The following is a 16,222-nucleotide window of genomic DNA, read 5'->3' as shown; positions in this document are numbered from 1 at the left end:
GTGGGCGCAGCGTTGCAGCAGGCAATGTACAAGCGCCCTTTAACCGGGTGTACACTGGCAAATAGTGCCCGTGTGCACGCCGGTATTTTAAGGCCCTGATTACAACAACTCCACAGGTGACCCTGCATGCTCCAAGCAACACCCTCAGATACGCTTTCCCGGGTAAAGGCCATTGTGGCCGACCTGAAACACAAGCCCGGTGCCTTGCTGCCCATTCTGCACGAGGTACGCGATACCCTGGGTTACGTTCCCGAAAACGCTGTGCCTTTAATTGCCGAGGGCTTGCAGATCACCCGCGCTGAAGTACACGGCGTGATCAGTTTTTACCACGATTTCAACACCCAGCCGATAGGCAACCACCGCCTGCAAATTTGCCGGGCCGAAGCCTGCCAGGCACGCGGCAGCCGCGAGCTGGAACACTACGCCCGGGAGCGCCTGGGCATCGATTACCACCAGACCACGAGAGACGGCGAATTCACGCTGGAGCCGGTGTATTGCCTGGGCAATTGCGCTACAGGCCCCTCGGTTCGCATTGGCAACCACATTCACGGCCGGGTCAGCGCCGAACGGTTCGATGCCATTCTCGACAAGGCCCTAACCGTGCCGATAGACCTGGAACCGCTGACGGAGGGCGACGCATGATCACCCTCTATGTACCGCGCGATACCACCGCCGTCTCACTCGGCGCCGACGACGTTGCCATCTCACTGGCACGGGCTGCCGAGGCCAAAGGCATCGACCTGCACATCGTGCGCAATGGCTCGCGCGGCCTGTTCTGGCTGGAGCCTTTGGTTGAAGTTGAAACCGACCAGGGCCGCATCGCCTATGGCCCCGTCATGCCGGAAGACGTGCCTGCGTTGCTCGACGCAGGGATACTGGAAGGTGCCGCAGGCCATCGGTTGCACCTGGGTCTCACCGAAGAGATCCCCTACCTGAAAAACCAGCAGCGGCTCACCTTTGCTCGCGCTGGCATTACCGACCCGGTGTCTATTGACGATTACCGCGCCCACGGCGGTTTCAAAGGCCTGGAAGTCGCTCTGGCGAAAACCCGGCAACAGATCGTCGACGAAGTAAAAACCTCTGGCCTGCGTGGCCGGGGCGGGGCGGCTTTCCCAGCGGGCATTAAATGGCAGACGGTGCTCGATGCCAACCCGCGCAGTGACGATAACGAGTCCGCCAACAGCCGCTATTCCGGCCAGAAATTCATTGTCTGCAACGCCGATGAAGGCGATTCCGGCACCTTCGCCGACCGCCTGGTGATGGAAGCCGACCCCTACATGCTGATTGAAGGCATGGCTATCGCCGGCCTCGCCGTTGGCGCCGAAACCGGCTACATCTACCTGCGCTCCGAATACCCCCTGGCGCAGGTGATCCTGAACGACGCCATCGCCCGCGCCGAAGCGGCAGGCTACCTGGGTGACAATATTCTAAGCTCTGGCAAAGCGTTTCATCTGGAAGTCCGCCTGGGCGCCGGTGCCTACATTTGCGGCGAAGAAACCTCCCTGCTCGATAGCCTGGAAGGCAAACGCGGCCAGGTGCGGGTAAAACCCCCGCTGCCCGCGCTGAAAGGCGCCTTCGGCCAGCCCACCGTGGTCAACAACGTACTCACCCTTGCTGCTGTGCCGTCTATTATGGCCGAAGGCGGCCGGGCCTATGCAGACTACGGCATGGGCCGTTCACGCGGCACGCTGCCATTCCAGCTGACCGGCAACCTGGAACGCGGCGGCGTGGTTGAACTGGCGTTTGGCATTACCCTGCGCGAACTGCTGTACGACTATGGCGGTGGCTCCGCCTCTGGCCGACCCATTCGTGCGGTTCAGGTGGGTGGCCCGCTGGGGGCTTACATGCCCGAAAGCCAGTGGGACACCCCGCTCGATTACGAAGCCTTTGCCGACATTGGCGCCGTGGTTGGCCATGGCGGCATTGTTGCGTTCGACGACACCGTCGACATGCTCGAACAGGCCCGTTTCGCGATGGAGTTCTGCGCCGTTGAATCCTGCGGCAAGTGCACGCCGTGCCGCATTGGCTCTACCCGTGGGGTTGAGGTGATTGACCGCATTCGCCTGAACGAGAACCGCGATGCCAACCTCACCCTGCTGAATGATTTATGCGACACCCTGGAATACGGTTCACTCTGCGCCATGGGCGGCATGACCCCCAATCCGGTGCGCAGTGCACTACACTACTTCCCGGACGACTTTGCCCGAACCACCGCGTCACCGACGACGGAGGAGCGTTAACATGCTGCACATCTTCGACCCCAACACCCGTACCGACCGCGACCTGGGCACACCACCACCCGCGCTGACCGGCAACACGGTTAGCCTGAGCATCGACGGCCATGCCATCGACGTGCCCGAAGGCACATCGGTATTGCGCGCCGCCGCCCTGGCGGGCATCCAGATCCCCAAGCTGTGCGCGTCCGATAACCTCGACGCCTTTGGTTCCTGCCGCCTGTGCGCGGTCGAGATTGAAGGGCGGCGCGGTATGCCGGCTTCCTGCACCACGCCTGTAGCCGAAGGCATGAATGTGCACACCCAGACCGACCGGGTAGCCAAACTGCGCCGCAACGTCATGGAACTCTACATTTCCGACCACCCGCTCGACTGCCTGACCTGCCCGGCCAATGGCGACTGCGAACTGCAAGACATGGCCGGTGCCGTCGGCCTGCGCGAAGTGCGCTACGGCTACGAGGGCGAAAACCACCTCGTTGCCGAAAAAGACACCAGCAACCCCTATTTCACCTTCGATGCCAGCAAATGCATTGTGTGTTCGCGCTGCGTGCGCGCCTGCGAAGAAGTGCAGGGCACCTTCGCGCTGACCATCGACGGCCGTGGTTTCGATTCCAAAGTATCCGCAGGCCAGAACGACGACTTTATGGATTCCGAATGCGTCTCCTGCGGCGCCTGCGTGCAAGCCTGCCCAACCGCCACGCTGATGGAAAATTCCGTGATCGACCAGGGCCAGCCGGAACACTCGGTGGTGACCACCTGCGCCTATTGCGGCGTTGGCTGCTCGTTCAAGGCCGAAATGAAAGGCAACGAAGTCATCCGCATGGTGCCGTTCAAGGATGGCCACGCCAACCACGGCCATTCCTGCGTGAAAGGCCGTTTCGCCTTCGGCTACGCCACCCACCCGGACCGCCTGACGAAACCGATGATCCGCGACAGCATCGACGACGCCTGGCAGGAAGTGAGCTGGGACGAGGCAATGCAATTCGCCGCCGACCGCATTAAAGCCATTCAGGCCAAATACGGCCGCGACAGCGTGGGCGGCATTACCTCATCCCGCTGCACCAACGAAGAAGCCTACCTGGTTCAAAAGCTGGTGCGCACCGCCTTTGGCAACAACAACACCGACACCTGCGCCCGGGTGTGCCATTCCCCCACCGGCTATGGCCTGAAACAAACCCTCGGCGAAAGCGCCGGCACCCAAACCTTCGATTCGGTGATGCAGTCCGACGTCATCGTGGTGATTGGTGCCAACCCGACCGATGCCCACCCGGTGTTTGCCTCCCAGCTGCGCCGCCGGCTGCGCCAGGGCGCCAAACTCATTGTCGCCGACCCGCGCCACATCGATTTAATGACCACCCCGCACGGCGGCGAAGCCCTGCATTTGCCACTGCGCCCCGGCACCAACGTCGCGCTGATCAACGCCCTGGCACACGTAGTGGTGAGCGAAGGGCTCGAAGACCGCCTGTTCATCGCCGAACGCTGCGACCCGGCCGAATACGCCGCCTGGAACGCCTTTATTCGTGAAGAACGCCATTCTCCGGAAGCGACCGAAAGCATCACCGGCGTACCCGCAGAAAGCGTACGCGCCGCCGCCCGCCTGTATGGCAGCGCCCGCAACGGCGCCATCTATTATGGCCTGGGCGTTACCGAACACAGCCAGGGTTCGACCATGGTCATGGGCATTGCCAACCTGGCGCTGGCGACCGGCAACATCGGCCGCGAAGGCGTGGGTGTAAACCCGCTGCGCGGCCAGAACAACGTGCAGGGCAGCTGCGACATGGGCAGCTTCCCGCACGAACTGCCGGGCTACCAGCACGTGGCACAAGACGGCCCGCGCAAAGCCTTCGAAGATGCCTGGGGCGTGACCATTGATAACGAACCCGGCCTGCGCATTCCCAACATGTTCGACGCCGCCATCGACGGCAGCTTCCGGGGTCTTTATGTGCAAGGCGAAGACATCGCCCAATCCGACCCCAACACCCAGCATGTGGAAAAAGCACTGAGCTCACTGGAATGCCTGATCGTTCAGGACCTGTTCCTGAATGAGACCGCCAAGTACGCCCACGTATTGCTGCCGGGTTCCTCCTTCCTGGAAAAAGACGGCACCTTCACCAACGCCGAACGCCGCATTAACCGCGTGCGCAAGGTAATGCCGCCGCTGGCCGGCAAGGAAGACTGGCAAATCACGCAAGACCTGGCCAACGCCCTGGGCTACGCCATGCACTACGACCACCCGGAACAGATCATGGCCGAGATCGCCAGCCTGACCCCAAGCTTCCGCGGCGTGACCTACCAGAAACTCGACGAACTCGGCAGCATTCAATGGCCCTGCAACGACGCCTACCCGAACGGCATGCCGATTATGCACGAGCAGGACTTCCCGATCGGCAAGGGCCGCTTCGTAGTGACTGACTATGTAGCCACCACCGAACGCGCCAACCGCAAATTCCCGCTGCTGCTGACCACCGGCCGCATCCTCAGCCAATACAACGTAGGCGCCCAAACCCGCCGCACCAGCAACCAAAGCTGGCACGACCAGGACTGGCTGGAGCTGCACCCGCACGACGCCGAAGAACGCGGCATTAACGAGGGCGACTGGGTAGGCCTGACCAGCCGCGCCGGCGACACCGTGCTGCAAGCCAAAATAAGCATCCGCATGCAACCGGGCGTGGTGTACACCACCTTCCACCACCCGGTAAGCGGCGCCAACGTCATTACCACCGACAACTCAGACTGGGCCACCAACTGCCCCGAATACAAGGTAACTGCTGTGCAATGCGAAAAAGTAGCCCAACCCAGCGCTTGGCAGGAACGCCACCGGGCCCAGCACAAGAAACAATGGGGCCTGCTGAAAACACCAGAACCCACCGAACCGGTGGTGAAATGAGACCAAACCTATGAGCCCCCAGATCGACACCCTGGTTAAAATGATCAACCAGATTGCCGACAACGCCCCCAGGCAAGAAACCCCGGAGGCCACGGCAGAGGCTGTGGTTTCGCACCTGAAGAAATTCTGGGCGAAGCCGATGAAGCAGGAGATGAGGGAGTATGTTAAGGCTGGTGGGGTAGGGTTGAATGAGGTGGCTGCTGAGGCTGCTTTGCGGTTGTAGCTATAGCCACCAACTAAACGCTAGCCAACTAACTGCTCCATCTTCCGCTTGCGGGAGAGGGGGCTTTTGACCTAACGGCTGCATATTCAACCCCGAATCCATCACACGACCCCCGCCATACCGCCGCCACCGTCCCCCGTAGGAGGCCAGTCACCTGGGCGACAAGGAGTAGAACAAACCACAGACACCAACTACCGTTCGTCCTGAGCCTGTCGAAGGACCGTGGGGAGGGTAATTGGCCGGGGAAACTGCCCCAGAGCCCAACTGTTGACCTAACGGCAGCCAATTCAACCCCCAATCCATCACGCCAGCCCCGTCCCATACCGCCGCCGCCGTCCCCGTAGGAGGCCAGTCACCTGGGCGACATGAAGTACAACAAACCACAGACACCCACCACCGTTCGTTCTGAGCCTGTTGAAGGGCCTTGGGGAATCCGTTTGAACGGGGAAGCTGCTCCGATGCCCTGACGCAGGTGTTTCTGTTTGCTGTGAAAACCGGTGGCGGTTGGGGGCCTTTTTTCTAGTTGGTTTTGTTGGGCAAGAGACAAGCGAAGGGCCCGCAAACGACAACATTTCTTGCGATGGATGTCTAAGTTAGCCTATCTGACAGGAATCTCAGTCACTGGTTTACACGCAACGGTGGTGAATTCCGCACTCTTCGCTATATTCTTGGGGGCAGTGATTGGTAACCACTGAGCACATTTTGATGTGGGGAATTTTGGGGAATATACAGCTATCTACACGTTGCTCCTCCCGCTCAATCTAAGCTTACTATATTAGAAAATTCATTATTCGACTGAAAAGCAAGGCACTGCTAGCATCGGTACTAGTCTCGCTCAGTGCTGCAGCAATAGTAGATACCAAAGACGGTTCATATTAAGAATGGGAAATGGAGTAATGTCAGCATGGAAATGGTCAATTGGATATCAGACTACTATCAAGTGCTACTATGTGTACTAGGTGCACTAGCAACGGCCGGTATCCTAGTGAAAATGTTTATCATTAATTCTGGTAAAAACAATCTCAAGCAAAAATCAGGCTCTCACTCTAAAAATTATCAATCTGGTGAAACTCTTATCATCAACCGGGATGATGGGAGGGACAAAAAATGAATAGAAAATCTCAGTCCTCTGGTGATAACTCGAATAATTATCAAGCAGAAAGAATGGAACTGAACTTTAATGGCATAAGCTATACAGATGCAAGAAGCATTGCGCTAGATACTTTTAACGAAAACTTTCCAAAATTAGCCGAGGTTGCAAGAAAGACTGCTGAAGATAGAGCTGCAGAATTATTCGATTGTTTTGCCGAAAAGCAGCGCTATAATAGCGATGCTAAAATGGAAAGCTTTAGCGATCCAGCGTTTCTTTCAGGTTTATTCGAGGCTCAAAAAGGATATGCACTATCTGGAAGTGAAAAACTCTTAAGCATCCTTTCTGAATGCCTATCCAAGATAACAACAACTTCTCCTGGAACGATACAGAGCATCTCGCTATCCGAAGCAATAAAAGCTGCATCAATACTTACTCCAGAACAAGTCAACTCTATTACTCTGCTATTCTTGGCAGATCGTTACCAGCATCATTTAGTAAGAGATGATAAGTCCCTCGGACTATTTTTAGACCAATGCTACCAGCCTTTTCTAGAGATAGCAGATTCACGATCTTCAATATTGCATCTTCAGTATACTGGTTGCGCTTTTTCGATTGATGTTCAGGCTACCCTAGAGAAACGGATAAAACTAAGGTACCCCGGTCTATTTCAAACTGAAACAACAACAGATGAAATCAACAACCTGAAACTTGAAATTCCACGCTATTTTCCTTTGCTTCGAGACGATAATTCATATAGCCAAGGCGAAATTTTGAATTTTAATTCTGTGATAGCTCTGAATCGAGTGGGTGTCAGGCTAGGTTGGGCTCAAAGGGATATACAAAAACTCTCAAGCCTAATCATATCAAAGTCCATGCCTGAACAGCATTACAAAGAGAGTATAATAAAAGACAGGCCGTACATGCTAGACTTGTTCAACAAGTGGAACAGTAGTCAATTAACTCGTATCGATATTACAAATATTGGAGAAGCTATTGGGTATACGCAGATGAGCATTCATTCCAATATTGATCCAGAAATTAGCGAATGGATTAACTAACCATTAGTTTTGGCTGGGTCAGACTCGGTGAATGCTTTGCATTTCGTATGATAAGTCAATAGGATAGAGGACGGCTAATGGGGCATAACCTAATAGGATATTCCCGCGAAGCGACTATCATAGTGCTCGTTCTAATAGTATGTAGCTATTTCTAGCGGTGGGTATCCAACAGCCCTTGAGACGCCCACATTAGTTGGTGATCAGGGGTTATCTCTTAATGGATTTGATTAATCAAAGTAGGAATGTGTGTCTCATTTGTGATATGGTTTTACTGATCTTAAAACCTTTCGATTTGCTCTAAAAGTTATTTAATTTACATTGAGCGAAAAGATATAACGTCTTGATTCAAAAAAATAAAAATAACTTTGGATATCTTTTTATCAACTGGTTTTTGTTGACTAAAATTTTAAGGTTGCAGGGATAAGAGAATGAAGTACTTACGTGATCAAATTTGGTCTAGAATTCCAATAGATGATTTTAGATCAAGATTTTTTGTAGAAACGTATATTGAAAAATTAAGCGTATATACGCCGCACTTTTCGCAGTCTCGATTAATGAATTTGTTCAGTAGCTGCTCAGAGTTATTGGTATACATCGAAGAGTACTCAAATAATGAGAAAAATGCGGGATATCTATTTTCGGCTTTAGATGAAATTGATAGTTGTTTCAGTACTGATGTTATAGCACAAGAAATTTTAATCAGTTAGACGGCCTGCGTTCAAGCCTATTTAAAAGAGTGAGAGGAGGGGATCTAAATCCGTCTCAACTAACCCGTTTGAAAGTTTTCTGCCGTACTGTATTAGCAAATGAAGAGGTTTACGCTGCCAAATTACTCGAGGATCTAAAAAGCTCAATATTTGATGCTGTAAATTTAGATCAGAAAGGTCGCATAACATCAAAAATATATTTGTTGACTGGGCTTTATACAACGCACCTATTAAGTCGAGGATATTCACCAACATACTTGTTCAATCGGGCTGAGATGTTTACTCGAGAGAATAACTACCAAGGACGAAGTTTTCTTCAACAGTTTGAGGCGATTACTGAAAGACTTAGAACATACACTACTGAACATGAAGTGTGCTTTGCTATTAGAGCAAACAAACCAAACAGTCTTTTGACTATTGACGATGATTCAGTTTTTACATTTATGGATGAAATCCCTGCCGCTATCCAGGGGCAAGATCGCGAAAAGTTGATCCGCGAGTTTACCCCTAATGTAATTGCTTCTGCGACGGTAGAAACCACCGATCATATTGGTGCCTCTTGGTACGTTAAAGACAAGCTTGATCAGCTTCTAGATACAGTAACAGCGCTTGATCTAAATCCAAAAATTCAAATTTCATCACATTGTGTGACGATAGCGAGACACCCAACCGGGAGCCATACCAAAGCGATAAATATAAGTTTTTTGTTGGGCTTTCTCTCGTCAGAGGGTGGTACTTATTTCTCAAGTTCAAACGCCTCAATCAGACATGCATTTAGTAAGTTGGATGAACAAGGAGAGGAGCAGTTAGGTCGTTCGCTTCGTTATCTTAGACTGGCTCGAGAATCAGTTTCAATGGAACAGAAACTGCTAAATTTATGGATCGCGCTTGAATCACTGTATACTGGAGGTCAGTCTACTATTCTTTCTAATATTATAGAGTATGTTCCTCAAATATATGCCGTGGCAGCATTGTCAAGAAGGGTTCGATATTTACGTGATTTACTTGTAAAAGCACGAGCAATAGCTCCTCAAAGAGTTAGAGATGAGTTTGGGCTGCCTGAAATATTCGATGAAGAGGTGACTGGAGAGCAGATATTCCTTCTTCTTCGAAATGAGGGATTAACCATTGAGCTATTTAATAGCTTAGCTCCAAAAGAGCATTTAAAGTACAAAATAATGTCAACCTTTGAAGAGATGAAAACAAATGCGACGATTGCCAAGAGAATTAGAAATTCTGAAATTGATGTAGAGCGGCAGCTGAAACGAATATATTTTTTGAGAAATAAAATTGCCCATACAGGTCATTACTCGAATATTCGACCTCAACTTATAACCCACTTGCTTGATTATTTAGCATCCTGTTATTTGGCTTTGTCAGTATCGGCCGAAAATGCATCAAGCAAGAACGGTCAGTCGGTAGATGAGCTTTTTGCGGGTTATAAGATGGGTGCTGATATTGTTTTGGCCCGTGTAAATTCTGACTGTCAAGTTGATCATTTGAGTGAGCTGGTACCAGTTCCAGTAGGGTAATGAATTAAAGCGGCTAACAGTGGAGAGTTTGTGGACATCCATCGTTGCCAGGGACCAAGTGGCTAACAGGACATATATGGAGGCCCGACACCTGTCAAGTCACAGTAGTCCGTTAAGCCAGATTGTCATCCGAAACGGGTAAACAGGACACCCAAGCTAGTGAACTTTGAAAGGGATTTTGGTCCCAACGGGGTAAACAGGAGCGGGGTAAACAGGACAGCAAGCTAGTGAACTTTGAAAGGGATTTTGGTCCCGGAAGTGAAAAGGCATTTAGCGGTGAATGGCGAAGACGGTCCGTGCCCGGAAAATCGGAGTGTTTGGCCCAAAACTATGGTTTTCAGGCATAAGAAAATCTCAGGAAAACCTGATAATTGATTCTGAGAGGGTGAGTTAGGCTAGCTGTGTCGCAGCTGCCAGCCCCAGTGTTCGCTGGCACCAGGCTGTTTAGACACCCATCGTTACAGTTTGTAACTGCGATGGGTGTCCTGTTAGCTTGCCCCTCATGTTCAAACGACCACCCACAGGCCTCTCATCAGTACCTAATGACTTGACAAAAAAACGCACACTAGGAACTGATATGTAGCTCACATCCATCTAATTTTATTCTTTATTGCTTCTATTAATAAAATATCCACATTCTTGGCGGAGGAAAGCGCCGAGTCTACTAGCTGACCTCCCTTTCAATCCAATTGTATTTATTATACGAAACCGTGTCCAATAGAATGCATATTAAGTGAAATATCAAACCAAGGGTATGATGTGAGTGGTTCCTAGATGGCTTACCACTCAATGATAGACCTAATAACAGCGTATCTATTTCGATTGTCAACTGTTGTGGACTTTCTTGCAAGCGGTAGTATGCATTTCAAAAAGACTGCTATACCCGATAATCAAGAACACCTTTGCGTTCAATGAGGTATTGAGAAAACTAGTTAGAGGTGCATGATACTGATGATGTATGTGGTATTGGTCTGCCCGTTACATTCTGATACTTTGGTAGGTAAACGCAAAATATGCTTGCCAGAGGGGTGGATATAATGACTAGGTTACCCAAAGAAGAAGAAAGCCAGACCATTGGCAAGTTGGCGGGAAGAGCATTTTGCGCCAGTATTCCACTTTCATGGATAGAGCAGCCGCTCGATGGAGATTCAGATTATGGTATTGACTACTTAATTCAATTAAAAGATGAAAATAATTATGTATTAGGATCTTTTTTCCTCCAACTTAAAGGTACTACTAGTCCTAGGTTTGTCGGCAATGGGGAGGAAATATCGTACTCTTTTGACGTAAAGACAATTAACTACTATAAGCAACAAGAAACGATTGTTATGGTTGCGTTGGTTGATTTGTCAAATGATATGACTGCAAAAGAGGCGCCTGTCTGCTATAGGTGGCTGGACGAAGCTTTTCTGGAAGACCTGACTAAGAATGTTAAGGCAGGTCAAGATAAAATAACAGTTAGGGTGCCTGTCGAAAGTGTAGTTCACCATGAGCTAGATATTTTGCCGTACTTTTTAGATAGACTTCAGAAGAGAGACCCTCTGAATCGAATAAAACGCGTTTTTGAAGAAGGTTCGGATAATCCTGTTGGAGACTTAAATAAGACTGCAGAAGCGTTTAAAGAGCGGCCTGTGTATTTTGATACTTTAAAAGATAACAGTGGTGCGCCATGGGTTAATAACCCCAGAGAACACAATTCTGGGAGGTTAGAGCAAATAGAGATAGATATCGAATCAAATAGAGTTGTAAAGGCAGAGGGTATCCTAGATGAGCTAGAAGGGAATGATAACCTGACCGATCACGAAGCTGCAGAGCTATACTACCAAAAATGCAATGTGGCAATATTGCGAGGAAAGTATGAAAAAGCACTAGAGTACGCAAGTTTGGCAAGAGAAAAAATGCATACCAGCAGGTACAATTGTGCATACTTTGAATCAATTCTAAAAACCATCGATTTTGATGATAAGCAAAAGCTGACAGAAATCATCAGTGAAATAAATGTAGATGGAAAAAGGGAAGCATCCTTAAAAGCAAGGTGCTATGTATTGATGGGTGATTTCTCTTCAGCGGAAGTGCTATTAGGCGAATATAGAAATGATGGTTCAGTAATAGATTGGTTGCTGTTATTTACAATCGCTGGTGACCGGGAACGTTTCTATCAGGAAGTGCGGAAGGCTAAACTAAATAAGCTAAATGACAAGCAAAAAATACTATTTCATTGTATGGCTGCTAGGCAGTTTTTTAATGATGGAATAACAACAGAAGAGAAAGGAACTAATGACACAGTAATTCCAGCGAGAGGGAGAAGAGAGTATGACTACGACAAACTCGAAATCGCTTACCGCCATACAAGGGAAGCATTTAAGCTTGCAAAGCAGTGTGGGTATCCATTTAATATCTATGTGATTCTTGATTTGGCTGTTGCAATTTATAGTTTTTATCATGATGATGACGAGTTGATAGAGGTTTTCGAAGAAATTCTCTCAGGAAGGCCAGGCGCTAAATTAGTTGTATCCGCGATTTGCCCTTTGTTAATCAATAAAAGGCGTTATGGCGAAGTTGTAGATTATGTGGAAAGTGTTGATGAGCTAGATTCCGAGCTGATTTCGTACCTAATTAATGCAAAATACAACTTGGATCAAAATCGTGCTGTAATAGATTTGGTAGATAAGTATAAATCACAGTTAAAATCAGAAAAGCCTCAAAATTATGATGTTATTTTTTGTCTGGCTGCAGATTCTGCAGAAATTCTACTTGAACAGAAAAAAGAAACTGAATATCTAAATGACTTAGAGGGAACGGAGCGTAGTCGCGAGCTAATATCAACTTATGAATATCTGCGTGGCTGTAAAAATCACCCTGATCAAACTGCTGACTATATTCAGCGACTTTATGATGAGTATGTTGAGTTAGAAAGGCCTAGTAGCATAGCACAGCAACTGCTAAATGATTTGGATCCAGGGGATTCGGAGTTTGTGGAGAAAATCCCTGAATTGGCTGCAGATATACAAGTTCACAGAGAGTTGTTTTCAGACGAGTCATTAAAGCTAGCAATGTCTTATGCAAATCTTCAAAGGTGGAAAGACTTGCTAAGTTTATGTGAGGATGTTCAGAGTCGATATGAATTGGATCCACTTTGGTGTTTGCTTAAAGCATCTGCTTTACATGAAATCGGAGATAGCGGCAGCGCAATGGAAATCCTCGACGGTGAGGTGACGAGTGATTTTCATTCTGTCCAAAGGGCCGAAAACTACGTAAACCTATGTGTCAAATTAGGGTTTTATGAGGAAGCGGAAAAAAAGCTGGAAGGGATGTTGGAGCACTCCCCAAAAGATAAAAAGTTAAAAGTATACGAAGGGTTAATGTATATATATGCTGCTGACGAGAACCCTTCGATTAAGTTGAAGGCTGCACTGAGCAAATATGGTGGTCTAGTCGATAGAAATAATGAAGCTCAGGAGGGGAAGTTCTTATACCTATTTTTGATTTTTTCCAGGTACTTTGAAGCTTTTCAAAGTGATTTTATTGAAGAGGTTAGGACCCGATTTGAGGAGTATTTTAACAACTTTCCTGAACCAACGGTTATAAAACGTGCTACTTTTCCAAAAGGAGTAGGTGGCGCACAGGTCTTCCAGATATTGCAAAGCCTTACAGGTATTTCTTCGAAACAGCAAAGTTTAAGGGAGAAATATCGAAATCAAATTAGGAGGAGAGCATTACCCGTCCCCTATGCAATGCTACATATATTTTTGAATGATGTACCAGATATTTTTGGTTCATGGTTTTTTCAAAAGCTTTTCGCAGTTTCACGCCCTGAATATAGACTTTACTACAATGGGGGAGCGCTGCCTGATTTTTTATCGGATGAATACATCAAACCATCATTTGGCGAAGAAGAACGGTCAATCAGGAATTTAGAAGTAGTGTTCGATGAGACAGTGTTGTTGGTTTTGGCCGAAACCGATTACTTAGATTTTGTACTGTCTAAGATGGATAGAATTACTTTGCGATTTGAAACGTATCAGTTGTATTCTTATAGCTCCCATCTTACGATGGGATCGGTATATTCATCGATACCTCGTAAAATTTTGCGTGTATTAAAAAAATACTTCAGCAATATCCGTATTCTTAAAACAAGTGACGAGAGTAATCAGATTGTCGATTCATATTGCAGGTTGTTGGAAAGGGAAAGACATACAATACTGTGCTCTGACGATCTTTATCTATCTAAATACATCGAAAGTGCTGGTCATCACTCTATATCTAGTTCAGGTTTGATGGATATACTTCAAACTACTGGAGAGCTAACGATTAAGAAAAAAATGGAATTCAAAGAACGATTGTGTGACTTGGGAATAGAGGGAGTGCCGATCAGCTTTGATGAATTGATCATGTCAGCATACAAGTACAATTATTCAAAAGAGCAATTGCTCTTATCAAAATCGGAATTCTACAAGGTCTTTTTGTCATACATAGAACGCATGGATGACGAGGATGCCTGCCGACATCTCTGTGTTCTCTTTTCAGAATTGTTGAATGAGACACTTGGTGATATCGATATTGATAAGTTAAGACCATTGCTCGATCTATTCATGATTCAGGTTGGAAGTATGAGTCGGCTTGAATTTATTACGAGATGGTTTGTAGTAACGTGTGCTAATACAAAAAAAATTGGGTATAGCCCGATGCAAAACTATTCGCTGCCACATTCCAAACTACTGAGGCTCGCTACTAGGTGTACTGTAGAATATGGATTTGAATACAGTATGGAAATGCTTTTAAGGAAAATATCTGAATTAATGGTGTCTAAGGGGCCCAGCCAATCATCAAAACTGTACGAAATAATTCAAATGGCGTTTGTTGATGGTTCTCGTGAAAGTGAATTGTTTTCAAGTATTTATACAGACGTCGTGATGAATGCTCGAATTGACGAAGCGGAGTCATGAAGCTAAACCGCGAGGTAAACAGGACACCCAAGCTAGTGAACTTTGAAAGGGATTTTGGTCCCGGAAGTGAAAAGGCATTTAGCGGTGAATGGCGAAGACGGTCCGTGACCGGAAAATCGGAGTGTTTAGCCCAAAACCATGGTTTTTAGACATAAGAAAACCTCAGGAAAACCTAGGGTCAGTTGGGACACCCATATTAAGGAAGTAGGGGTGGGTGTCTCGTTAGCTTCTTAGTTTTCTTGGCTTTTCAAATAGCCCTGCGACAAGGTTTCGTTAGTAACTTTAACATCAATTATTTAGAGAAGAATAATACCTCTTACATGCTTTCAGTAAGGGGAAGTCTAATATTGGCGCTCCATAGGTAAAGCTTGGTCGTATGGCTTCTTGCTCTGTTTCGAGATTAAAGTGTTGATGGCTCGGCCCAAATGGAACGTGAGGGTGATGATTTGCTGAGTCAATTCTATGTATTTGGTTTCCTGAAGGGTCGTAAAGTAGGTATGCATAATTGGACAGTTTTTTCAAACGTAATATCCAATACCAGCCATCTTTCAAAAATATCTTGATATTCCATCGGTCATTCATTTTATTTTTAGTTGTGGTCTCTGCTTCTAAATGTGAGGCTATTAATTCTGTAAAAAGCCCTACTAGTTCATCTGGAATATAATCCAATTTAATTAACTCAGGAAGATCTAATTTTAAGAGAAACAGGCTTGCAAAAAAATCAAGTACACAAGGATGTCCTTCAGCTTCTCTTTTATGCTCTTCGCATAAGGATATTGACAACATTGCGGTAGTGAAGGAAGACATTGTAGTTGAAGCGTGATGTTCACTCTTCTTACCGCAGACAGCACAACCATTTCCTTTTGTTATTATCATGACTTTTTCAACAGATGTGTTGCTTATCCTACCTTCTGCAAGCTCTGATGGTATTTTATTGACTTCCAATATGTGCTTTTTCCAATTAGTAAAAGCTGTAGTGTATTCAGTACAATCCAAAATGCTCATTAATACAGATTCATTTTTTATCTTTCTCCACTCACCTACATCCCATGGAAAATCTCTGTATATATCTTGGTGCTTGTTTGGTTTAAAACGATAAATTCTAGTGTAACCACAATCTTGGGTTGGCAAATATACTGCCCATCCACGACCTTCACCTGTTAACCAAAACAAAAGACTTGCGTTCCTGATTAGTTCTTGCCAATAATCGTACCGGTAAGTTGCCAACTCAAGGATATGCTCTTTTCTCTTATTGAACTTCAACATATTCATACTCATAGTACAGATATACCCATCAATAACTTCAGCAGTTACCGATTCGTTATCTAATTCTGAATACATTTTATCAATAGCAAGCATAGCTGTTTCCATGGATATTCCCTTGGTAAAAATCAGAGTTGTTAAGTCGTTATATCTATATAGCAAGACTGAAATATACTGGCTTCAGAGCTGTATATAAATACAGGCATGTATATATAGCCAGTATATTAAGCGAAAGTCAACACGGCTAATAACGAGGGGCAAGGGTAACTCGGACATCCA

At 47.3% G+C, this 16,222-nt stretch carries 9 protein-coding genes; 8 read left to right on the top strand and 1 reads right to left on the bottom strand.

What is annotated here, in order from left to right:
- Window positions 1–126 precede the first annotated feature (126 nt).
- The 8 genes from EP166_RS09975 (at window position 127) to EP166_RS09940 (ending at window position 14,680) form a co-directional block, all read left to right on the top strand.
- Window positions 127–642 carry a formate dehydrogenase subunit gamma gene (locus EP166_RS09975; protein ID WP_127556665.1) on the top strand — a complete coding sequence of 172 codons (516 nt, stop codon included), beginning with the start codon at window positions 127–129 and terminating at the stop codon, window positions 640–642.
- Complete coding sequence (locus EP166_RS09970; RefSeq protein ID WP_127556664.1) at window positions 639–2,240, top strand: formate dehydrogenase beta subunit; 1,602 nt, start codon at window positions 639–641, stop codon at window positions 2,238–2,240. Before EP166_RS09975 ends, EP166_RS09970 begins: the two co-directional genes overlap by 4 nt.
- 1 nt (window position 2,241) lies before the next feature.
- Window positions 2,242–5,121 (top strand): formate dehydrogenase subunit alpha, encoded by a 2,880-nt coding sequence (gene fdhF, locus EP166_RS09965; RefSeq protein WP_127556663.1) that lies wholly within the window; start codon window positions 2,242–2,244, stop codon window positions 5,119–5,121.
- A 10-nt stretch (window positions 5,122–5,131) separates the two neighbouring features.
- Complete coding sequence (locus EP166_RS09960; RefSeq protein WP_127556662.1) at window positions 5,132–5,344, top strand: formate dehydrogenase subunit delta; 213 nt, start codon at window positions 5,132–5,134, stop codon at window positions 5,342–5,344.
- A gap of 904 nt (window positions 5,345–6,248) precedes the next feature.
- Window positions 6,249–6,455, top strand: a complete 207-nt coding sequence (locus tag EP166_RS09955; RefSeq protein ID WP_127556661.1) for a hypothetical protein — start codon at window positions 6,249–6,251, stop codon at window positions 6,453–6,455.
- Window positions 6,452–7,495 (top strand): LPO_1073/Vpar_1526 family protein, encoded by a 1,044-nt coding sequence (locus tag EP166_RS09950; RefSeq protein ID WP_127556660.1) that lies wholly within the window; start codon window positions 6,452–6,454, stop codon window positions 7,493–7,495. The genes EP166_RS09955 and EP166_RS09950 overlap by 4 nt, the downstream gene beginning before the upstream one ends.
- A gap of 775 nt (window positions 7,496–8,270) precedes the next feature.
- A complete protein-coding gene (locus tag EP166_RS09945) occupies window positions 8,271–9,734 on the top strand; it encodes a HEPN domain-containing protein (protein ID WP_127556659.1) in 1,464 nt (487 codons plus the stop codon).
- A 1,037-nt stretch (window positions 9,735–10,771) separates the two neighbouring features.
- Entirely contained in the window at window positions 10,772–14,680 is a 3,909-nt protein-coding gene (locus EP166_RS09940) for a DUF4365 domain-containing protein (protein WP_164743893.1), read from the top strand.
- A 288-nt stretch (window positions 14,681–14,968) separates the two neighbouring features.
- On the opposite strand, the gene EP166_RS09935 is transcribed toward EP166_RS09940, so the two are convergent.
- Window positions 14,969–16,051: a DUF6516 family protein gene (locus tag EP166_RS09935; protein ID WP_127556657.1), complete on the bottom strand. Its 1,083-nt coding sequence runs from the start codon at window positions 16,049–16,051 to the stop codon at window positions 14,969–14,971.
- Between the last annotated feature and the right edge of the window lie 171 nt (window positions 16,052–16,222).

Source organism: Saccharospirillum alexandrii (genome assembly GCF_004000275.1).
Lineage (GTDB): Bacteria > Pseudomonadota > Gammaproteobacteria > Pseudomonadales > Natronospirillaceae > Saccharospirillum > Saccharospirillum alexandrii.
The sequence above is the reverse complement of the archived record's forward strand: the minus strand, read 5'-3'. Positions and strand labels throughout refer to the sequence as shown.